This window comes from Rhodoferax fermentans (assembly GCF_002017865.1).
GTDB lineage: Bacteria > Pseudomonadota > Gammaproteobacteria > Burkholderiales > Burkholderiaceae_C > Rhodoferax > Rhodoferax fermentans.
Window position 1 is genome coordinate 3,376,956 of the sequence record NZ_MTJN01000002.1, and the last position, 20,277, is coordinate 3,397,232.

The window sequence follows — 20,277 nt, forward strand, 5'->3', positions numbered from 1 at the left end:
CTCAGGCTTTGCGCGAAGCGGGTTTGGCGGCCCGTTTGGCGGGCGCAGACTTGGCCGCAGATTTTTTGGCAGCAGGTTTGCTGGGCGCATTCACCACCAGGGTTTTGATCCGGGGTTTGGCCACAGTTTCAGCATCTTTTGTGCCTCTGACCCTTGTGGGTGAAGCCTTAGCAACTACTTTTTTCGCAGCAGCTGCCTTGGCCTCTTCCTGCTTTTTGAGCTGTGCTTTGGAGGGGAAGGCGTCTTCCAAACCCTTCTTGGCGGCGCTGGAGCGGCGCAGGCTGGTCTCGGGTTTGGCGGCACGAGCCGGCTGGGTCGGTGCGGCAGGCGTCTTGACGGCCTTGGCCACCACCGGCTTGGCCGCGCCAAGCTTCAGGCGCACCGGTTTTTCACCCCACAACTCTTCGAGGTTGTAGTAGGTGCGGTAGCTGGGCTGCATCACATGCACCACGGCCTGGCCACAATCCACAATGATCCACTCCCCATTGGCTTCACCCTCAACCCGGGGTTTGGGGAAACCGGCGTCACGCACCGCATCCACCACACTCATGGCCAACGCCTTGGTTTGCCGGTTGGAGGAGCCCGAGGCGATGATCACCCGCTCAAACAGCGAGGACAGCTCTTCGGTGTCAAACACCACAATCTCCTGCGCCTTGACGTCTTCGAGGCCGTCCACAATCGCACGTTGCAGTTTTTGCACGTTTTTCTTGCCATCCGCTTTTGCCTCGGACTTGGCCACGGGTTTGACCGCTGGTTTGGTGACAGCGCGTTGGCGCTCTTCGGCTTCCAGCGGCGTCAGCGCCTGGCTGGCCGCTTTCGCGGTGGTCTTGGCGGCCGATTTGGCGGGGGTTTTGGCGGCGCGTTTGGCTGCGGTCGGGGTGGTGGTTTTGGTAGTCATCAAGAGGATAGGTAAAGGTGGTGGTCGGCAATATAACGCGCAACGCTCTCGCCCACCAGTGCCGTCACGTTTTGGTGGGTAGAAATGGCAGAGCGGATGTCGGTTGCGCTGATGGCCATCGATGGCATTTGCAGGTGGAAAAAACGCTCGGGATACGCCTTTTCTGCATCAAATACGGCCCTGAACCTCGTTAGATCTGGACGATCAGCTACACATATTGTAGCTGATTGCAAAATCTCCTGCCACGACTGCCAAGTCGTCAGCGCTTGCGCCTGATCGGCGCCAATGATCAGGAAAAACTCGGCCTGGCTGAACTCGGCACACAACTCACGCAGGGTGTCGATGGTGTAACTGGGCCCGGCGCGCCGGGTTTCACGCGGATCGACCCAAGCCTGGGGGATGTCGGCAAACGCCAGCTGCGTCATGGCCAGACGGTGGGTGGCCTCGGTCAGTACCCGGGCTTTGTGCCAGGCCTGACCGGTGGGCACCACACACAGGCCGTCCAGACCCAGCTGGACCACGGCGGCCTGCCCCAGCGCCACATGCGCCAAGTGCGGCGGGTCAAACGAACCACCCAGGATACCGATGCGTTTGGGCGCCACGCCAGACGAGCTCAGAGCCACTCCCGACGGACCAGAAACTGTTCTGTCAGCGCGGCCTCAGGCGAACCCGGCGCGTGTACCTGGCTGTAGGCCCAGCTCACCAGCGGCGGCATCGAGAGCAAAATCGACTCGGTGCGCCCCCCCGACTGCAGGCCAAAGTGGGTGCCCCGGTCCCACACCAGGTTGAACTCCACGTAGCGGCCTCGGCGGTAAAGCTGGAAGTTGCGTTCGCGCTCGCCATAGGGTGTGTCTTTGCGGCGCAAGACGATCGGCAGGTAGGCACCCAGAAAACTATCCGCCACCGACTGCATCATGGCCAGGCTGCGCTCAAAGCCCAGCTCCTGAAAATCGTCAAAAAACACGCCGCCCACACCGCGCTGCTCACCCCGGTGTTTGTTGCAGAAGTAGTCGTCACACCAGGTCTTGAAGCGCGGGTATTTGTCGTCCCCAAACGGGGCCAAAGCGGTTTTGCAACTCTGGTGAAAGTGCACCGCATCTTCCTCAAAACCGTAATACGGCGTCAGGTCCATGCCGCCACCAAACCAGCACACCACCGAACCATCGCTGGCGGTGGCCGAGATCATGCGCACATTCATGTGCACCGTGGGCACATAGGGGTTGCGCGGGTGAAACACGAGCGACACCCCCATGGCCTCAAACGGCACCCCCACCAGACCGGGCCGGTGCTGCGTGGCTGAAGGCGGCAGGCTCGGGCCGCGCACATGCGAAAAACCGCAACCCGCACGTTCGAACACCGGGCCGTTTTCCAAAATCTGGGTGATGCCCTGCCCTTGCAACTTGTCGCCGGGCTCCTTGTGCCAGGCATCGGTCAGGAAGGCGCTGCCGTCGATCTCACTGATGGCGCCGGTGATACGCGCCTGCAGGCCACGCAGGTAGTTGCCGACCTGTACTGTCACATCCCCCGACTGGCTCACCTCGGCTGTCATGCAGCCGTACCTTTGATAGCACGGTGCCCAATATCGGTGCGGTATTGCATGCCATCAAAGCGAATACCTGCGGCCACCTCGTAGGCACGCTGCTGGGCCAGGCGCACGTTATCGGCGAGCACCGTCACACACAACACGCGCCCGCCAGAGGTTTGCAATTGCCCATCCACCAGGGTGCTGCCCGCATGGAAGACACAGGCGTCCTCCACTTCTTTGGGAATGCCGGTAATGGCATCACCCTTGCGCGGCTGCATCGGGTAGCCATGGGCGGCCAGCACCACACCCAGGGCGGTGCGGCGGTCCCACTCCAGCTCGATTTGGTCGAGCTTGCCGTGCGGGCCGGGCTCGGTGGCGGCCAGCATCACGTCCACCAGATCGGTTTTGAGGCGCATCATGATGGGCTGGGTTTCGGGGTCACCCATGCGGCAGTTGAACTCGAGCGTTTTGGGCTTGCCCTGGGCGTCGATCATCAGGCCCGCGTACAAAAAGCCCGAGAACGGAATACCGTCTTTTTCCATGCCACGAATCGTTGGCAAGATGATCTCGCGCATGGCGCGGGCATGCACATCGGGCGTGACGATGGGTGCGGGGGAATACGCACCCATGCCACCGGTGTTGGGGCCCAGATCGCCATTGAGCAGGCGTTTGTGATCCTGGCTGGTGGCCAGTGGCAGCACGTTTTTGCCGTCCACCATCACGATAAAGCTGGCCTCTTCTCCGGCCAGAAACTCCTCGATGACCACCCGCGCGCCACCAGCGTTGTGGCTCACACCGAGGGTGTTGTCGAGCAGCATGAAGTCCACCGCCGCGTGCGCCTCGGCCAGGGTGGCGGCCACCACCACCCCTTTGCCAGCGGCCAGGCCATCGGCCTTGACAACGATAGGTGCACCCATCTTGTCGATGTAGGCATGGGCCAGCACCGGGTCAGAAAAGGTCTCAAACTCGGCCGTGGGAATGGCGTGGCGCTTCATGAAAGCTTTGGAAAACGCCTTGGAGCTTTCCAGCTGGGCGGCGGCCTGGGTCGGGCCAAACACACGCAGACCGTGTTTGCGGAACTCGTCGACCACGCCAGCAGCCAGCGGCCCCTCGGGGCCGACCACCGTCAGGGCGATCTTCTGGGCCAGCGCCCATTCACGCAGCTGCTGGATGTCGGTGATGTCCACATTCTCAAACTGCGGGTCCAGCGCGGTGCCGCCATTGCCCGGTGCCACGTAGATCTTGTGGGTTTTGGGCGACTGGGCCAGTTTCCAGGCCAGGGCGTGTTCGCGGCCACCGCCGCCAATGACGAGGATTTTCATAAGTCTTGGGTGTCGAGTTGGGCGTTGTGGTACACCGCTTGCACATCATCCAGGTCTTCAATGGCGTCGAGCAGCTTCTGCATGCGGGCTGCCTCGTCGCCTGTGACCTCGATCGGGTTTTCGGGCCGCATCGTCACCTCGGCATCGGCGGGGGTCAGGCCAGCGGCCACCAGCGCGTCCTTGATGGCTTCAAAGTCTGCCACCGGGGTGATCACCTCAATGGCGCCGTCCTCGTCGGTGATCACATCATCGGCACCGGCTTCCAGCGCCACTTCCATCACCTTGTCTTCACTCACACCTGGGGCAAAAATGATCTGGCCGCAGTGTTTGAACTGGAACGCCACCGAACCCTCGGTACCCATGTTGCCGCCAAACTTGGAGAACGCATGCCGTACCTCGGCCACGGTGCGCACCTTGTTGTCGGTCATGGTGTCGACAATGATCGCCGCGCCACCAATGCCGTAACCCTCGTAACGGATTTCTTCGTAGCTGATGCCGTCGAGCGAACCGGTGGCTTTGTCGATGTTGTATTTGATGCGGTCGGCCGGCATGTTGGCCGCCTTGGCGCGGTCAATGGCCAGGCGCAAACGCGGGTTGGCGGACAAGTCACCGCCACCGGAGCGCGCAGCCACGGTGATCTCACGGATGATGCGCGTCCAGATCTTGCCGCGCTTCTCGTCCTGACGGCCTTTGCGGTGCTGAATATTGGCCCATTTACTGTGTCCTGCCACGGGAATTCCTTTGAAAATTCGTTACGCTATTGGCTCGATTGTACTTTTTGAGTCCGATATGCCTGAACCCATCCTGATCGCCCAGCACGGCCAGACCCAGTGTTTCCTGCAGCCCGACAAGGCCAATCGCCACGGGCTGATCACCGGCGCCACCGGCACCGGCAAAACCATCACCCTGCAAACCCTGGCCGAAGGGTTTGCCAAACTCGGTGTGCCGGTGTTCATGGCCGACATCAAGGGCGACTTGACCGGTATCTCACGCCCCGGCAGTTCCACGCCAAAACTGGCCAAAGTCCTTTCAGAACGAGGGCTGGATGCTCCAGAATACGCAGCGTTCTCAACCACATTGTGGGATGTGTTTGGTGAGCAAGGCCACCCGGTGCGCGCCACCGTGAGTGACCTGGGCCCGCTGCTGCTCTCGCGCATGCTCAACCTGAACGACACCCAGGCCGGGGTGTTGCAGCTGGTGTTCAAGATTGCTGACGACGCGGGTCTGTTGTTGCTGGACATGAAAGACTTGCGCGCCATGTGCCAGCACGTGGGCGACAACGCCTCGAGCTTCACCACCGAATACGGCAACATCAGCGCCGCCAGCATTGGCGCCATTCAGCGCGGCCTGATGCAGATCGAAGCCCAGGGCGGTGACAAGTTCTTTGGCGAGCCGATGCTCAACATCGACGACTTCATGCAGACCGACAGCGCCGGGCGCGGCATCATCAATGTGCTGGCCGCCGACAAACTGATGAACTCACCGCGCCTGTACAGCACGTTCCTGCTGTGGCTGCTCAGTGAGCTGTTCGAGAACCTGCCCGAAGTGGGTGACCTGGACAAGCCCAAACTGGTGTTCTTTTTTGACGAAGCGCACCTGCTGTTCAACGACGCGCCCAAGGTGCTGATCGAACGCATCGAGCTGGTGGTGCGGCTGGTGCGCTCCAAAGGTGTGGGCGTGTACTTTGTGACACAAAACCCGCTCGACATCCCCGACAGTGTGCTGGCCCAGCTGGGCAACCGGGTGCAACATGCCCTGCGCGCCTTCACGCCGCGTGACCAGAAAGCGGTCAAGTCGGCAGCCGACACCATGCGCCCCAACCCCGGCCTGGACATCAGCGCGGCCATCACCGAACTGGCCGTGGGCGAAGCCTTGGTAAGTTTTCTGGACGAGAAAGGCCGACCCTGCCCGACCGAGCGGGTTTACGTCTTTCCCCCGGCCAGCCAGATTGGTCCAATCACCCCCGAGCAGCGCCAGACCTTGCTGGCCGAGTCCATCGTTGCCGGTGTCTACGAAAAAACACTGGACCGCGAATCGGCCTTTGAAAAGCTCAAAGGCCGCTCTGCCGAACGCGCCAGCGCCGCCACCAAAAACGGCACGGACAAAACAGGCGCTGCCGATACGCCCGCTGCCGAGTCCGGCGGCCTGCTCGACAGCCTGGGCTCTGGCCTGGGCAGCCTGCTGGGTGGTGGCAATGGCCGGCGCACCTCGGCCGGTGAACAACTTTTCAAAAGTGCGGCCAGTTCGATTGGCCGCGAAGTGGGTCGTCAGATCATTCGGGGTGTTTTGGGTGGTATCTTTGGCGGTTCCAAAAGATAAATGCAGGAAAGCAATTCATGACGACATCCGATCCTTTCGTTCACGTGATCACGCACCCGCTGGTGCAGCATAAACTCACCCTGATGCGCCGCAAAGACGCCAGCACCACCAGTTTCCGTACCCTGCTCAATGAGCTGGCGATGCTGATGGCTTATGAGGTGACACGCGACATGCCCACCCAAGATGTGGAGGTCGAGACCCCGCTGGAAACCATGACCGCCACCATGATCGACGGCAAGAAGCTGGCACTGGCCTCCATCCTGCGTGCGGGCAACGGGCTGCTGGAGGGTTTTCTGGCGGTGGTACCCGGCGCCCGCGTCGGCCACATCGGCCTGTACCGCGACCCGGCCACGCTGCAAGCGGTGGAGTACTACTTCAAGATGCCCAAAGACATGCCCGAGCGTGACGTGATTGTGGTCGACCCGATGCTGGCCACCGGCCACTCGGCGATCGCCGCCATCACCCGTGTCAAGGCGCTGCAACCGCGTTCCATCAAGTTCGTCTGCCTGCTGACCTGCCCCGAAGGTGTCAAGGCCCTGCGCGAAGCCCACCCCGATGTGCAGATCTTCACGGCAGCCATCGACCGCCAGCTCAACGACCACGGCTACATCCTGCCGGGTCTGGGTGACGCCGGTGACCGGATCTTTGGTACGCAGTGAGTTAATGGTCTTTTTGGCTGCCAGCCCTTTATTCATAAGGGCTGGTAGCTATTTATTTTGTATTCAGTTTCTGCAAGTTGAACTGGCTGTGGTGGAGCGGTAAGCAGCGTGTCCTGTCGTTAGCTGTCGCATACCGGACGATCATATGGCCGATGGTGTGATTTTGGATGCTGGGTAGCGGGCCAATCGTTGTGACGCGCTTTGTGCAGGTTGAAGACCGTCACGACCTGACGTCCGCGGCTTCGAACGGACATGCCACAACATGTCATTTAGTTTGCGAGATCCAGCTTTCCAATAGACGATCAAGATCGCTTAGTTACGCCTGCAACAGGCCACTTTCAAAAATTGACTCAGTATCGACCTCAAGGAAATGCGTGCAATGACAGTTTCGTCCATTGTTTGACCCAGCAGCAGGAATGGTCAACATTGGGAACAACTTGCATCTCAGGTCGATACGCTATGGGAAAGCGAGACAGATAAGCCGAAACCACTTCGGGAGTTATATTGACATCTGCGCTCCCAACAAAATGCAGCTGAGAGATGCCCTGCAAACTATTCCACGCATCAGCTGGATTTAGCGAACCCGTTAAGGGCGTGACACGATGTAAAACTGTCCAGAACCGATGGTCAAGATTGCCTGCTACGGTCACCAGCCGAACAACATCGTGCCGACCTGCCGCCACCAGAGCAGCAACTGCGCCACCCCCAGAGTACCCCACCAGCACAAGCGCATCAGCTTCGTAGCGGCGTTTGAGTTCATCAATGGCCTGACTGCTTGCGTCAATTACCGGTGGGGCAAAACGGCGATCTGTCCAATAGCTTACATCGCAACCACGCCGATCCAAGTCACTCACATACTGACAAGGACGAGCCAAATATGCTGCTGCGCCTTGCACATGCTGCAACGCCAACTGAAGAGCAATTGGCTGCAGTGGTGTTGGATCATCTGACGATTGTTCCCGGTTAAGCCAAGCCAAGCCATCCCCTTCAATGTAAATCGTCAAGACTTTACTGGCTTTGATAGGAGCTGGAACATATGCGGCGAGGACAAAATTATGTGTAGACAAACGTAGTGGTTGCCAGCTTTTGGCAAATGCCAGAGCATCAGCTCTATTTCTCCGCACCTCGGGCGTCATACTGGAACAGGCTGACAGTAAATATACAAATAGAAGAAACACAGCGCGCATAAACAGATCAAATCCAATAAGGTTCACCAGTACAGAAAAGTGGCGGCGGCGCATAAAAAAACCGACCAGAATTTGGTCGGTTTTTTTTAGGACAAATGCAGTAAAAACTCAGAATGCCCAGCGCGCAGTGGCCTGCACCGTGTTTTGCTCATAAGAGTTGCCAAATGTTCCGTCATAAGCGACTGAAGCGGTGAAATTTTTGGCGGTGAAAACATTTACACCAAAACCCACTGAGTACGTATCCTCGTCAAGTTTCTGGCCAGGCGTCAGGAAAGTCGCACCACCACCGGTGAAGCTGGCTGAAGAATCAATACCATCGTTCTGAAAGTCATGATGCCAAAAGACGCGTGCAAATGGCTGCAGCTTAAGACTGCCCCAAATCGCATCGTGATTCAACTGAGCACCCAAACTGGCACGCAGGCGCTTCGTGGTTGCCTCGGCCACATTCAGAGCCAACGCGCCGCCACCCGTTTCAGTGTAGGAATATTGCTTGAGTTGCATCCAGTCGACTTGAATCTTGGGCGTGATTGTGGTTGAAGGTGAGAGGGCAAAAGCCATGCCACCGCCCAAGCGTACACCCCACAGATCGCCATCGTATTCGCCGCTGGCGATGCCATTCACCACCGTATCACGCTGGCTTTTGTAGTGTTTCTTGCTATAGGCAAGCATACCTTCTGAATAAATGCGCCCATAGTCCTTGCTTCCATAAACAGACAACTGGGTGCTGGTGACGCCATTGTTATCACCAGTCAACTGATCCTTGAAGGACAAGGACGTGTCAGAGTAATTGAGCGCCAGACCAGCAATCAGGCCAGTGGCCAACTCACGATCCGCGCCAAATGCAACGCCCCAACCCTTGCTGCTGTATCCGGCAAAACCGTCTTTAGAGCCCTGCTTCCCCTCAGACCCATAGGTGCGCAGCCAGACGCCACTGTTCTTTGGCTCATCACCAGACGACAGCCCGGTTTTGATGCCGCCGGCATTGGCAAACGCAGGAGTCGTGAACGCGCCATCCACAACACGCAAGCTTTCCAGGCGGGCACTAACCCGGTCGAAAGCAGAAGCGCTGGCGTCATGACTGGCAAGCAGCAGCGCGCGTGAAGACACAGGTGTCAGTTTTTCCAGCGCAGCTTGCTGCTGCGTCGGTGTCAAGGCCGACAGCGCGGTGATTGCACTGGCCATCGCACCCGTGCCACCGTTTAAGGCGTCAAGCACTTCCGCCGCACTGCTGCTGCGGACGGTGGAATTGGGCGCAAATTGTCCCACTGCTGGGATTGCAAAAAACTGCAATGTTCCGGGGCCAAAAGAGGCAAAGTCAAGCGGCAAGCCCAGGGAGGCATCACCCGCTTCCCACGTTGAAATCACAAGAAAGTAGCGTGTCCCAGCGGTCATCGAATAATTGACGATCGTTGGGCATTGACGTGAAGAACTACACGACACGACTGCTGCACTGCCGATAGATCGGGCAGCGTTGTCAAGAGCACCATCATCGTTAAATGCATCGGGGGGGGTGGGATGCTGTGCGCTGAACGCGCCGTTGTACACCATCATCACGGTATCGGTCGGTGCACTGGTTTGCCCCAGCGTGTAGAGGCCGGTAGCGGTCGGAATGACGGTCACACCGGCAAAGGAGAAGGCGTGTGTACCGGATGCCAAAGTCGTTAGGGGTTCTTGCAGATGCGAAACATTGAGACTCAGTTGCTGAATGCTTGTCAGGCTTGACGTCAGACTGTAGGTCGTTGTGACCCCAACGGCATGAGCCGGGAGTGATAAGGCACTGGTGAGCGCCAGGGCCAAAGCGTTCAGCGGTAGATGCTTGTTTCTCGAAACCATTTCTTCTTTCTCTTTCCATATGGTGGCATTGCTGCACATTTATGCCGGTAAGTAGGCGCTGTAGAAGCGTTGTGCTTATGTTACGGCACCTTGATGAGCTAGGGCAACGCTGAACAAGTGCCGTCAAACCCGCGCCATGCTGTGCAGATGATCCAAACTGGTTTGAATTTCGCCAATTTGCTGGCGCATTGACCCCTTTGGGTCCTGTTTCAGGGGTCTCGCGACCCCTGTTGCGTTTTGTGGACGCCCCTGTGCCATCAACCTTTGTCGGCTGAGATAGATGTTGGCCAGCGCCAAAGCAGTAAACGCCCGCGTGGCGTTCTTCTGCAGCCCACGGTAACGCACCTTGCCAAAGCCCCACAGGCGCTTGACCACACCAAAGACATGCTCCACGCGTGAGCGGATCTTGGATTTGTTGCGGTTCTTGGCGCGAATGCCTTCATCGACCACACCAGAGCGGCGACTGCGCTGGTTGGTGAAGTCTTTGGCCTTGGGTGCTGTACTGTGGATCAAGTCCCTCTGGCTGGCGTAGGCACTGTCGCCATAGACGCGTTGCTCCTTGCCATGCAACAAACTGGGTAGTGGGTGTTTGTCATGCACGTTGGCCGCTGTGACCACCGCATGGTGGGCCAGACCACTTTGGCTGTCCACACCGATGTGCAGCTTCATGCCAAAGTACCACTGTTGGCCCTTGCGGGTTTGGTGCATGTCGGGGTCACGGGACTTGTTGGCATTCTTGGTGGAGCTGGGTGCGCCAATGATGGTGGCGTCCACAATGGTGCCGGTGTTGAGCTTGAAGCCTTGGCTTTGCAAGACGGTGCCTACTTGGGCAAACAGGGCCTCGCCCAGTTTGTTGTCATTGAGGAGTTTGCGAAACTTCAGGATTGTGGTGGCATCAGGCACAGATTCACGCCCCAGGTCAATGCCAACGAAGCGACACAGACTCACACTGTCGTACAGAGCTTCTTCACACGCCAGATCTGCCAGATTGAACCAGTGCTGAACGAAGTGGATGCGCAGCATGCGCTCCAGCCCGATGGGTGGACGCCCATTGCCAGCCTTGGGGCAAAACGGCTCGATGACTTCGCACAGGACTGCCCAGGGAACGATGACTTCCATGGTCTTCAAGAACTCGTCGCTCCGAGTGGGTTTGCGATAGCTGTCAAAGCTTTGCCGTTCGGCCAGGGCCAGGGTTTGTTGTTTCATCTGCAACCTGCAGAAGCCAGCTTCCCCACAAGTCGGCCGGACAACAAGCACTTCAGCACTCGCCTGGTACACCTGCCGCTCCATCACTTCATCGGCTTTTTGGCCTGAAGCCCTTTACAAACAAGGGCTGACAGCTATACATTGTTTAGCCATCCATGCCATCTAGGCACTGCCAGTGGCGGCCACTACCGAAAGGAGGTTCACCGTGCTCAACAACAACCCGCAGTACCGTACCGTGGCCCAGGCCTTCCCGCATATCGGTGACAAGCTCACAGCTTATTGGGGCCACAGCAACTTTGTGGCCTACATGGAGGGGCTGTTACACGGCACCCGCAATGGCACCCGTCGCGGCTTTCCGGCGGACATCCTGATGGCCCTGCACTATCTGGCCGAACAACACAAAACGGCGTTTCCGCAGTACGAGGTCACAGATGATTTCTGGGCCTATGTGGAGAGCAAGCCAACGGTACCAAACCATTAACCTGGGGGGTAGTTTTGGCGTCCGCCAGCGACCAGCGCGTGTTCAATCGACCTGCGGCGCCACCATCTCCGCGTAGTCGTACAGCGCACCCAACACCGCTTCACCGCGCTCGTCAGCCGTTTCGGCCAGTTGGTCGAGCTGGTCAAACAGCGCAGTCAGCGTGAGTGCGCCACCCTCACCTTCCAGCAGCCGGGCCGCGCGGTGGGCCTCCCAGGCGGCGGCCTCGTCCGCCGACAAACTGGCCGGGAAATTGCGCGCGCGGTAACGCCACAACAGCTCGGTCAACCGGGCATCGTCAAAGGCCGGGCGGGCTTGGGCAAGTTGTTCGGGGCTGCTTTGGCGCAGGTCGTTGAGGCGGCGGCGGTCGGTATTGCCGATAAAGCCGCCGTACAGGTCTTGGTCCACATCCACCGGGCCAGCGGCCTCGCGTTTAAACACCTCAGCCCAAATGGCACTCATGTCAGGCAGGTCGCGCGCGACTGCAGCGTTGGCGAGTTGGGCAGCCACATTAATGCCCCAGCGCTGCGCCATGGGTTCGCTGAGCACCTTGAGGTTGCCCATCACCATCGGCGACTTGTTGATGTGCACCGACTTGATCGGCAGGCGCAACACACCTTCGGGCAAGTCGGCGCTGCGGGTGAACAGGCGTTGCTGGATTTGTGTGGCGTTCAAACTGGCCAACTCGCTCGGGTCTTGTGACAGGTCCCAGGCCAGCAGCTCGTTTTTGTTGCCCGGGTGCATGGCCAGCGGCCACATCAGCGCCAGGCAGCCGCGCTCAGGTGAGAACATGCCTGAGACATGCCAAAACGGCCGTGCGTTGGCGGGGGTGCTAGGCAAACCCAGCTCGGCCAGCACCCGGTCTTTTTTGTGCAGGCCAAAGCAGAAGTCAAACAAGCGCGGTTGCGCGGTTTTGATCAGCCGCGCCAGGGCGATGGTCGCGTGCACATCGCTCAGCGCATCGTGGGCGGCTTCGTGGACCAGACCGTTCGCAGCGGTCAGGTCGGTGAGTTTGAAGCTGGGTTTGCCTTCGGCGTTTTTTGGCCACTGGATGCCCTCGGGGCGCAGGGCGTAGGCGGTGCGCACCACGTCCAGAATGTCCCAGCGGCCGCAGTCGTTCTGCCATTCACGTCCATAGGGGTCGATCAGGTTGCGCCAGAACATAAACCGCGTGATTTCGTCGTCAAAACGGATGGTGTTGTAACCCACACCCACGGTGCCGGGCCAGGCCAGCGCCTGCTCAATCTGCGCCGCAAACTGGTGTTCGGGCAGGCCTTTTTCCAGACATTCCTGTGGCGTGATGCCGGTGATCAGGCAAGACTGGGGGTCGGGCAAAAAGTCGTTGGCAGGCTGGCAATACAACATGATCGGCTCACCCACCTGGTTCAGATCGGCGTCGGTGCGAATCGCGGCAAACTGTGCCGGGCGGGCGCTGCGGGTGTTGACACCGAAGGTCTCGTAGTCGTGCCAGAGGAAAGTGTGGACCATGACGCTTTTTCAGAGTATTACAAAATAGATAGCTACCAGCCCTTTTTCATCAAGGGCTGGAGGACAAAAAAGGCATTATTTCCGGCGTGCCGAGTTGACACCCGGCAGCTCGGCCACCAGGCCCAGCACCTTGTGCAGGCGGCCCGAGTCGGACACCTCCACGGTGAAGGTCATCCAGGCAATGCCCTTGATGGACTGGGTCTGCACCCCAATCACGTTCATCTTCTCTTTGGTGAAGACTTCGGAAATGTCGCGCAGCAGGCCCTGACGGTCATGCGCCTGCACCGCCACATCCACCGGGAACACCGAGCCGCTCATGGCGCGTGCCACGCCCCACTCCACCTCGATCAGGCGCTCGCCATTTCTGGCGACCATTTCCTTGAGGTTGCTGCAGTCCTTGCGGTGCACACTGACGCCTTTGCCACGCGTGACAAAACCACAAATCGCGTCCGGCGGTGCCGGTTTGCAACACTTGGCCATCTGGGTCATGAGCGAATCCACCCCCACCACCAGCAGGCCACCTTTGCTCGGGTTGTCACCCGAGCGGGGTTTACGCAGCACCGGGGCATTGGCGTCAAACTGCGGCGCCTCGGGTGGGCGCAGCACCTGCTCGATGGCGCGCAGCGAAAACTCGTCCTTGCCCACATCCTCAAACAGCGCGGTGGCGTTGGCAAAACCCAGTTGCACTGCCAGATCGTCGAGTTTTAGAGCGGTTTTGCCTTCGCGCTGCAGCAGTTTTTCAACCGCCTCGCGGCCTTTTGCAATGGTTTCACTCAGAGCCAGCGCGTTGAACCAGGCGCGCACCTTGGTACGGGCGCGGTGGCTCACCAGGTAACCCAGCTCGGTGTTGAGCCAGTCACGCGAGGGGCCGCCCTCTTTGGCAGCGGTCACTTCGACCGTCTGGCCGTTTTTGAGCGCGGTGTTGAGGGGCACCATGGCGCCGTCCACACGAGCCCCTCGGCAGCGGTGGCCCAGGTCGGTGTGCACGGTGTAGGCAAAGTCCACCACGGTGGCGCCCTGCGGCAGCTCAACGATGTTGGCATCGGGCGTCAGCACATAAATGCGGTCGTCCAGCAGGTCCTGGGTCTGCACCCCGGACAGATCGCGTTCCCAGGCCAGCAGCTGTCGCAGCACCGCAATCTTGGCATCGTAGGCGCCGGTGGCCGACACCCCCGCGTAACCCTTGGCGCCCGCCTCCTTGTAGGCCCAGTGCGCGGCCACACCGTTTTCGGCATGGTCGTGCATGGCCTGGGTGCGGATCTGGATCTCGGTGGGCAGCCCGGCCGCGTCACGCACCACAGTGTGCAAAGACTGGTAACCGTTGACCTTGGGTTTGGCGATGTAGTCGTCAAACTCCTCGGTGATCGGGGTGAAATGGTGGTGCACCCAGCTCAGGGCGCCATAACACTCGGGCACACTGGCCACTAGGATACGCAGCGCCCGCACGTCGTAGACCTTCTCGAACCCGAGCGACTTGCCACGCATTTTTTTGACAATGCTGTAGATGTGTTTGGGCCGGCCCGAGACCTTGGCCACAATGCCGTTGGCATTCAGATCTGCTTCGAGCTGGCTGCGCATACGCTCCACATGGGCTTCACGCTCGACGCGTTTTTCATCGAGCAAGCGGGCCACCTGTTTGTAGGTGTCGGGCTCCATAAAACGGAACGCCAGGTCTTCCATCTCCCACTTGATTTCCCAGATGCCCAGGCGGTTCGCCAGCGGTGCAAACACTTGCAGCGACTCGGCCGCAATGCCCTCGGGTATGGGCCGCTTGGTGGCGGCAAAAAAGCGCAGCGTCTGCAGGCGCGAGGCCAGGCGCAACATCACCACCCGCAAATCGCGCGAAAACGCCAGCAACATCTTGCGCACGTTTTCGGTCTGCACGGCGGCCGCCTGTTGCGCCGCCGGGGTGTCCACCACCACCGCCGGGCGGGTGGCCTTGGCCATGCGCGCCTGGCGCTGCACCCGCACCAGCTTGGTGGTTTCCATGGCCAACGCGGCAAAGTTGTCACCAAAGGCCTTGGCAATCACCTCTTGCGGTTTGTTCAGGTGGTCACAGGCGTACACCAGGTAACTGGCGGCCTGCATGGCTTCCGAGCCACCGATTCTTTTCAGAATGACGGCCACCGCATCGGCATGGGCCAGGGTGTTTTCGCCGGTGTCGAGTTCTTCGCAGGACAGCAGCGGCTCGGCAAAGGCACGGGCCCGCGCCAAGGCCTGTGGGTGCTCGGGCAGACTCTGGGCGGTGGCGGCCACCACCGGCAGCACGGCTTGGGCAGAGCGCTCGGGGGTGGTCACTTCAATCTCGGAAATTTTCATGAAAACGCTGTATCAAAAAGGGTGGGCTTGGGTGTGGCCTCTAATGGTCGGGGGCCAGCAGAAAAGACCGCACCGCATCCACCTGCGGCTGCGCCACAAACGTGGGCGCGTGGCCCACACCGGCAAACTCAACCAGCTGTGCTTTCGGGCCGCGTTGTGTCATGGCCTGGGCTGTGGTCGCTGAGAGCAGGTCTGACTCGGCACCGCGTACCAGCAGCGTCTGTGCGCTGATCTGGTCATAGGCCTGCCACAGCAGCGCCTCACCCTGGGCAGCAGACTCAAGCGTCATGGCCTTGAACGGCTCAGCCAGCGCCGGGTCGTAACGCAGCGTGAGCCGGCCAGAGCCATCGGCCAGCGGTTTGATCTGCGGGCGTGTCAGGGCCAGCCATTGTTCGGGGGTGTGCGGGCCAAAGCTGCTGGCAATGGCCCAGAGCGCGTCAGCGGCCTGCTGCTCGGTGTCAAACACCGGCACCTGGCCCAGGTACTGACCGATACGTTGTAAAGCTTGCCATTCGATCACCGGCCCGACATCGTTGAGCACCAGACGATGGACCTTGGCAAAAGGCGGCAAATCGGGCTGGCCCGCCACCACCAGACCAATCAAGCCCCCCATGCTGGTGCCGACCCAGTCCAGCCGGGTGGGCTGCAGCTGCGCCAGCAAGGCCAGCATGTCAGCCGCATAAAACGGCAGCTGGTAGCCCTGCGGGTCTTTGAGCCAATCGCTCTGGCCGCGCCCCGCCACATCCGGGCACACCACGCAGATGTCGCCACCGGCCTGTTCACACAGCGCCTGCGCCAGCGTGTCAAAGTCGCGGCCCTGACGCGTCAGGCCGTGCACACACAGCACCACATGGCGACTGGTCGGGTTGCCCCAGTGCCAATAGGCCATGCGGTGGCTGCCCTGGGCGTCGGGGCAATCGATAAATGCAAGGGTGGGGTTGGACATGATGGGGCGTCACTGGATAATGACTGCATCCTAATTCAATCCGGCCAGCCACCCCGCTTTGGTCGCCCCCAACCCTTCTATTTTTTGCGGAGAAGTTCCCATGCTCACAGGTAAAACTGCCCTGGTCACCGGCTCTACCAGCGGCATTGGTTTGGGTATTGCCAAGGCACTCGCTGCGCAAGGTGCCAACATCGTGCTGAACGGTTTTGGGGATGTGGACGGCCCCAAGACCGAAGTCGCGGCACTCGGTGTGCAGGTGGCCTACCACGGCGCCGACATGAGCCGCCCCGAAGAGATTGAAGCTTTGATGTCTTTTTCCGCCGAGCGTTTTGGCCGCATCGACATCCTGGTCAACAATGCTGGCATCCAGCATGTGTCGCGCATCGAGAGTTTTCCTCCTGAGCGCTGGGACGCGATCATCGCCATCAACCTCAGCAGCGCCTTCCACACCACCCGGCTGGCCCTGCCGGCCATGCAGGCGGCGGGCTGGGGCCGCATCATCAACCTGGCCTCGGTCCACGGCCTGGTCGCCTCGGCTGAAAAGTCAGCCTATGTGGCCGCCAAACACGGCCTGGTTGGCCTCACCAAGGTCACCGCATTGGAAAACGCCAGCAGCGGTGTCACCTGCAACGCGATTTGCCCGGGCTGGGTACTCACACCGCTGGTGCAAAAACAGGTGGACGCCAAAGCGGCGGCGCTGGGCCTCTCCAACGACGAGGCGGTTGCGCTGATCTTGGGCGAAAAAGAGCCCTCCAAAACCTTCACCACCCCTGAGGAACTGGGCGCACTCGCGGTGTTTTTCTGCTCACCCGCAGGCAACAACGTGCGGGGTGTGGCCTGGAACATGGACGGCGGCTGGGTGGCGCAATAAGCAGGCAAACTGCTTGCTATTTCTTGAATAGCAAGATGCCCTTATCAGACAAGGGCTTGAGCCCTATTATTCATAAACCATCTGATTGAATCCAGGCGAGCTGTGGCCAACCAAGGCGGGGGGGGAAACAGGTCGAATGCAGCGACACACTGTTTTGGCCCGCTCTGGTCGGGGCGTTCATCCGGCTTGGTTGTAGCGGGTCAACGTGCCTTGCGCTTCAGGCCAGATTGCTTAAACTGGCTTTACTTTGTCCAATGCTTCACACATGAGAATTCAGCATCAAAGCCAGGCGCCCTCATTGACACGCTGGCTGAAGGCCACGGGTCGCTGCTGTTGGCTGCTGTGTGTCGGCGTGCTGTTGCTGAACGCACAGCCTGGCCGAGCCAATCAGGCCGCAGCCGAGACAGGTGCCCCTGGTGCGGCCCAGCGCCAGGCAATCCATGTGGTGAGTGACGACAACTTTCCGCCCTATCTGTTTCGCAATGCCGACGGTCAAGTCGAGGGATACCTGGTGGACCTGTGGCAACTGTTCGAAGAAAAGACAGGCATCAAGGTCACCCTCACCGCCACCAACTGGGCCAATGCCCAGTCCATGATCCAGGCCCGCCAGGCCGATGTCATCGACCTGATTTTCCAAACACCCGGGCGCGAAGCGTTGTACGAGTTCTCCAAACCCTACGCCGACTCTCCCTCTTCCTTATTCACCCACGCGTCCATCAGCGGCATATACGGCATTCAGACACTCAAAGGTTTTCAAATTGGCGTCCAGGCTGGCGACGCCTGCATTGAGCAACTCAAAAGCCAGGGTATCCACAGCCTGCTGACTTACCCCAATTACGCCACCCTGATTGCGGCTGCCAGAAGCCAGGAAGTCAAGATTTTCTGCATGGATGAGTCCCCTGCCAACTTTTACCTGTACCAGACAGGGTCTCAGCATGAGTTTCTGAAATCCTTTGTGCTCTACACCGGTCAGTTCCACCGTGCGGTACCCAAAGGGGAAGTTGCGTTGTTGCGCCAGATCGAGACGGGTATGTAGGAGATCTCTGCAGCCGACATTGCCGAGCTCAATGAGAAATGGCTTGGCGCCAGATTGCACTACTCCCCCTATGGCCGCTACCTGGGCTGGGGCATGCTGGTTTTGCTGGCCACGGGGCTGCTGCTCGGTGGCTGGAACATGGTGTTGCGCCGTGTGGTAACGAGCAAAACCGCTGCGCTGGCGAAGGCGCTCAAGGACTTGAAAACAGCCAATGACACAACGCGGGAAGTGAATGACCAACTGACCGCCACGCTGGAAGCCATTCCGGACATGCTGCTGCGTGTGGACCAGAAAGGCTGTTTGCTTGAGGTATTTGCCAGCAAGGAGGATGGTGTGCGCACCCTCCCCTACGGCGAGCTTGGCAAATCCTTTTCAGAGCTGCTGCCTGCCGAAGCGGCGCAGACACTGGCCGATGCCATCGATGTCGCAGCCAGCTCTGGCAGCGACTATGGTCGGGTGCTGGCGCTGACCATTGCAGGACAACCCCGTTGGTTCGAACTCTCAACCGCACTGAAAAGGTCCAGCGAGGGCAAACCGCCGCAATTTTTGATGCTGTCACGCGACATCACCATGCGCCGGCAATCGGAGCTGGAGCTGATCCGCATGAAGGAAGCCGCCCTGGAAGCCGAGAAAAACAAACAGTTCCGACTGTTGTTCGACTCGGCACCGGTTGCCATGGTGTACCTCCACGGCCAGGTGATTGAATCAGTCAACCGGTGTTTCACCGCCCTGTTCGGCTACGAGGAAGGTGATATCAGTACGCTGCAGGATTGGTGGCTGCGCGCCTATCCCGACACCAGCTACCGTGCCAGCGTGCAGACGCAATGGGCGCAGGCCGTTGAACAAGCGATGCTGGCACAAGGCATGGTCCAAGCCCAGGAATACCAGGTCAGTTGCAAAGATGGTCAGAGACTCACCATGCTCATCGGCGGCCAAATGGTCGACAACGGGATGATCGTCACCCTGACCGACATCAGCCAACTCAAACAGGTACAACGCCAACTCGATCTGGCCCGCACCGCGGCCCAGGCAGCCAATGCGGCCAAAAGCGCTTTTCTGGCCAATATGAGCCATGAAATACGGACCCCAATGAATGCCATTGTGGGCATGGCCCACCAGATGCGGCGCGTTGGCCTGCCGACCCATCAGGGGGAACGCCTTGACAAGATTGACACAGCGGCCCAGCACCTGTTGATGGTGATCAGTGACATCCTGGACATTTCCAAAATTGAATCCGGCAAGCTGGTGCTGGAACAGACCCCCGTTGATCTGGTGGCCTTGCTGGACAACGTCAAAACCATCTCGATGGCTCGTGCCAGCAGCAAAGGTCTGTCGCTGGGGATTGAGACCGATACCCTGCCTGACAAGTTGTTGGGCGATCTGACCCGACTGCAGCAGTGCCTGCTGAACTACGTTGGCAATGCGATCAAGTTCACGGACCATGGCAGCATCACCCTGAAAGTGCACGTGGTCGAGGAGACGACACAAACGGTATTGCTGCGTTTTGAGGTCACTGACACCGGCCCAGGCATTCCGGCCGATGTGTTGTCCCGCCTGTTTGGTGCGTTTGTCCAGGCGGACAATTCCATAACACGCCGCTACGGCGGCACCGGCCTGGGCCTGTCAATCAACCGCTTGTTGGCCGAGCTGATGGGGGGTGAGGCCGACGCCATCAGTACCCCCGGTACAGGCAGCACCTTTTGGTTTACCGCCCGACTGACAAAATCCAGCGAACCCGTTGTCATGCTGCCCCAGGCACCTCTTGTTGACGCTGACGCCATCATCCGCCGGGAGTACAGCGGCAGCCGCATTCTGGTGGTGGATGATGAACCGACCAACCAGGCGGTGCTCGAGTTCCTCCTGCAGGACGCTGGTTTGCATGTGGATCTGGCCGATGATGGTTTTCAAGCGGTGGCCAAAGCCAGGGCTTCCACCTACGCGGCCATTTTCATGGACATGCAGATGCCTGGCCTGGATGGTCTGGACGCCACCCGCCAAATACGGGCGCTGCCGACACACACACGCACACCGATCTTGGCCATGACCGGCAACGCCTTTGAGGAAGATCGCCTGAGCTGCCTGGCCGCTGGCATGAACGACTTTCTGACCAAACCAGTGATGCCCAAGCAGCTATTTGCGGCGCTGTTGAAAGCCCTGGAGCAAGACACGGTCTGACCCAGCCTGAGACAA

At 59.7% G+C, this 20,277-nt stretch carries 16 protein-coding genes and 1 pseudogene; 6 read left to right on the forward strand and 11 right to left on the reverse strand.

The window, feature by feature from the left end; genetic code table 11:
- Window position 1: 1 nt before the first annotated feature.
- The 5 genes from rsfS to RF819_RS15720 are packed head-to-tail and all read right to left on the reverse strand — an operon-like array spanning window position 2 to window position 4,476.
- Window positions 2-898, reverse strand: a complete 897-nt coding sequence (gene rsfS, locus RF819_RS15700; RefSeq protein ID WP_078365848.1) for a ribosome silencing factor — start codon at window positions 896-898, stop codon at window positions 2-4.
- Window positions 898-1,521: a nicotinate (nicotinamide) nucleotide adenylyltransferase gene (nadD, locus tag RF819_RS15705; protein WP_338109549.1), complete on the reverse strand. Its 624-nt coding sequence runs from the start codon at window positions 1,519-1,521 to the stop codon at window positions 898-900. The genes rsfS and nadD overlap by 1 nt, the downstream gene beginning before the upstream one ends.
- On the reverse strand, window positions 1,512-2,447 hold the full coding sequence (gene hemF, locus RF819_RS15710; protein ID WP_078365849.1) for an oxygen-dependent coproporphyrinogen oxidase: 936 nt from the start codon (window positions 2,445-2,447) through the stop codon (window positions 1,512-1,514). The genes nadD and hemF overlap by 10 nt, the downstream gene beginning before the upstream one ends.
- Complete coding sequence (gene purD / locus RF819_RS15715) at window positions 2,444-3,745, reverse strand: phosphoribosylamine--glycine ligase (RefSeq protein WP_078365850.1); 1,302 nt, start codon at window positions 3,743-3,745, stop codon at window positions 2,444-2,446. The genes hemF and purD overlap by 4 nt, the downstream gene beginning before the upstream one ends.
- Window positions 3,742-4,476 (reverse strand): YebC/PmpR family DNA-binding transcriptional regulator, encoded by a 735-nt coding sequence (locus RF819_RS15720; protein ID WP_078365851.1) that lies wholly within the window; start codon window positions 4,474-4,476, stop codon window positions 3,742-3,744. The genes purD and RF819_RS15720 overlap by 4 nt, the downstream gene beginning before the upstream one ends.
- A 58-nt stretch (window positions 4,477-4,534) precedes the next feature.
- On the opposite strand from RF819_RS15720, the gene RF819_RS15725 reads away from it, so the two are divergent.
- Together RF819_RS15725 and upp are read left to right on the forward strand one after the other, a co-directional pair.
- A complete protein-coding gene (locus RF819_RS15725; RefSeq protein ID WP_078365852.1) occupies window positions 4,535-6,064 on the forward strand; it encodes a helicase HerA-like domain-containing protein in 1,530 nt (509 codons plus the stop codon).
- A gap of 17 nt (window positions 6,065-6,081) precedes the next feature.
- Window positions 6,082-6,723, forward strand: coding sequence for a uracil phosphoribosyltransferase (gene upp / locus RF819_RS15730; protein ID WP_078365853.1), 642 nt, complete (start codon window positions 6,082-6,084; stop codon window positions 6,721-6,723).
- Window positions 6,724-7,085: 362 nt separating this feature from the next.
- Here the strand turns inward: upp and RF819_RS15735 are convergent, their stop codons facing one another.
- From RF819_RS15735 to RF819_RS15745, 3 genes and pseudogenes are all read right to left on the reverse strand, one after another.
- Window positions 7,086-7,964: an alpha/beta hydrolase gene (locus tag RF819_RS15735; RefSeq protein ID WP_242472646.1), complete on the reverse strand. Its 879-nt coding sequence runs from the start codon at window positions 7,962-7,964 to the stop codon at window positions 7,086-7,088.
- A 54-nt stretch (window positions 7,965-8,018) separates the two neighbouring features.
- Window positions 8,019-9,782, reverse strand: a complete 1,764-nt coding sequence (locus RF819_RS15740; RefSeq protein WP_078365854.1) for an autotransporter outer membrane beta-barrel domain-containing protein — start codon at window positions 9,780-9,782, stop codon at window positions 8,019-8,021.
- Between the two features lie 201 nt (window positions 9,783-9,983).
- A pseudogene (locus RF819_RS15745) lies at window positions 9,984-10,949 on the reverse strand (IS5 family transposase); the annotation flags it as partial.
- 205 nt (window positions 10,950-11,154) lie between these two features.
- On the opposite strand from RF819_RS15745, the gene RF819_RS15750 reads away from it, so the two are divergent.
- Complete coding sequence (locus RF819_RS15750) at window positions 11,155-11,430, forward strand: hypothetical protein (protein WP_143541733.1); 276 nt, start codon at window positions 11,155-11,157, stop codon at window positions 11,428-11,430.
- Window positions 11,431-11,472: 42 nt separating this feature from the next.
- On the opposite strand, the gene sbcB is transcribed toward RF819_RS15750, so the two are convergent.
- The 3 genes from sbcB to RF819_RS15765 form a co-directional block, all read right to left on the reverse strand.
- Window positions 11,473-12,915, reverse strand: a complete 1,443-nt coding sequence (sbcB, locus tag RF819_RS15755) for an exodeoxyribonuclease I (RefSeq protein WP_078365856.1) — start codon at window positions 12,913-12,915, stop codon at window positions 11,473-11,475.
- A 75-nt stretch (window positions 12,916-12,990) separates the two neighbouring features.
- Window positions 12,991-15,234, reverse strand: a complete 2,244-nt coding sequence (locus tag RF819_RS15760) for a RelA/SpoT family protein (protein WP_078365857.1) — start codon at window positions 15,232-15,234, stop codon at window positions 12,991-12,993.
- A gap of 40 nt (window positions 15,235-15,274) precedes the next feature.
- The gene (locus tag RF819_RS15765; protein ID WP_078365858.1) at window positions 15,275-16,180 is read right to left on the reverse strand and encodes an alpha/beta fold hydrolase; all 906 of its coding nucleotides are present in this window, start codon (window positions 16,178-16,180) and stop codon (window positions 15,275-15,277) included.
- A 100-nt stretch (window positions 16,181-16,280) separates the two neighbouring features.
- Here RF819_RS15765 and RF819_RS15770 point away from each other — a divergent pair, with 100 nt between their 5' ends.
- The 3 genes from RF819_RS15770 to RF819_RS15780 all read left to right on the forward strand — a co-directional run bounded on the left by RF819_RS15770 (window position 16,281) and on the right by RF819_RS15780 (window position 20,262).
- Window positions 16,281-17,051, forward strand: a complete 771-nt coding sequence (locus RF819_RS15770) for a 3-hydroxybutyrate dehydrogenase (RefSeq protein ID WP_078365859.1) — start codon at window positions 16,281-16,283, stop codon at window positions 17,049-17,051.
- A gap of 298 nt (window positions 17,052-17,349) precedes the next feature.
- Window positions 17,350-18,087 carry a transporter substrate-binding domain-containing protein gene (locus tag RF819_RS15775; protein ID WP_158081299.1) on the forward strand — a complete coding sequence of 246 codons (738 nt, stop codon included), beginning with the start codon at window positions 17,350-17,352 and terminating at the stop codon, window positions 18,085-18,087.
- Window positions 18,088-18,141: 54 nt separating this feature from the next.
- Window positions 18,142-20,262 carry a response regulator gene (locus tag RF819_RS15780; RefSeq protein ID WP_078365861.1) on the forward strand — a complete coding sequence of 707 codons (2,121 nt, stop codon included), beginning with the start codon at window positions 18,142-18,144 and terminating at the stop codon, window positions 20,260-20,262.
- Window positions 20,263-20,277: the final 15 nt, after the last annotated feature.

Bases quoted from the DNA above. Each gene is read 5' to 3' on its own strand.
- RF819_RS15735 (WP_242472646.1), bottom strand. From the start codon at position 7,964: ATGCGCCGCCGCCACTTTTCTGTACTGGTGAACCTTATTGGATTTGAT.
- RF819_RS15760 (WP_078365857.1), bottom strand. From the start codon at position 15,234: ATGAAAATTTCCGAGATTGAAGTGACCACCCCCGAGCGCTCTGCCCAA.
- rsfS (WP_078365848.1), bottom strand. From the start codon at position 898: ATGACTACCAAAACCACCACCCCGACCGCAGCCAAACGCGCCGCCAAA.
- purD (WP_078365850.1), bottom strand. From the start codon at position 3,745: ATGAAAATCCTCGTCATTGGCGGCGGTGGCCGCGAACACGCCCTGGCC.
- RF819_RS15765 (WP_078365858.1), bottom strand. From the start codon at position 16,180: ATGTCCAACCCCACCCTTGCATTTATCGATTGCCCCGACGCCCAGGGC.
- upp (WP_078365853.1), top strand. From the start codon at position 6,082: ATGACGACATCCGATCCTTTCGTTCACGTGATCACGCACCCGCTGGTG.
- RF819_RS15740 (WP_078365854.1), bottom strand. From the start codon at position 9,782: ATGTGCAGCAATGCCACCATATGGAAAGAGAAAGAAGAAATGGTTTCG.
- sbcB (WP_078365856.1), bottom strand. From the start codon at position 12,915: ATGGTCCACACTTTCCTCTGGCACGACTACGAGACCTTCGGTGTCAAC.
- hemF (WP_078365849.1), bottom strand. From the start codon at position 2,447: ATGACAGCCGAGGTGAGCCAGTCGGGGGATGTGACAGTACAGGTCGGC.
- RF819_RS15725 (WP_078365852.1), top strand. From the start codon at position 4,535: ATGCCTGAACCCATCCTGATCGCCCAGCACGGCCAGACCCAGTGTTTC.
- RF819_RS15770 (WP_078365859.1), top strand. From the start codon at position 16,281: ATGCTCACAGGTAAAACTGCCCTGGTCACCGGCTCTACCAGCGGCATT.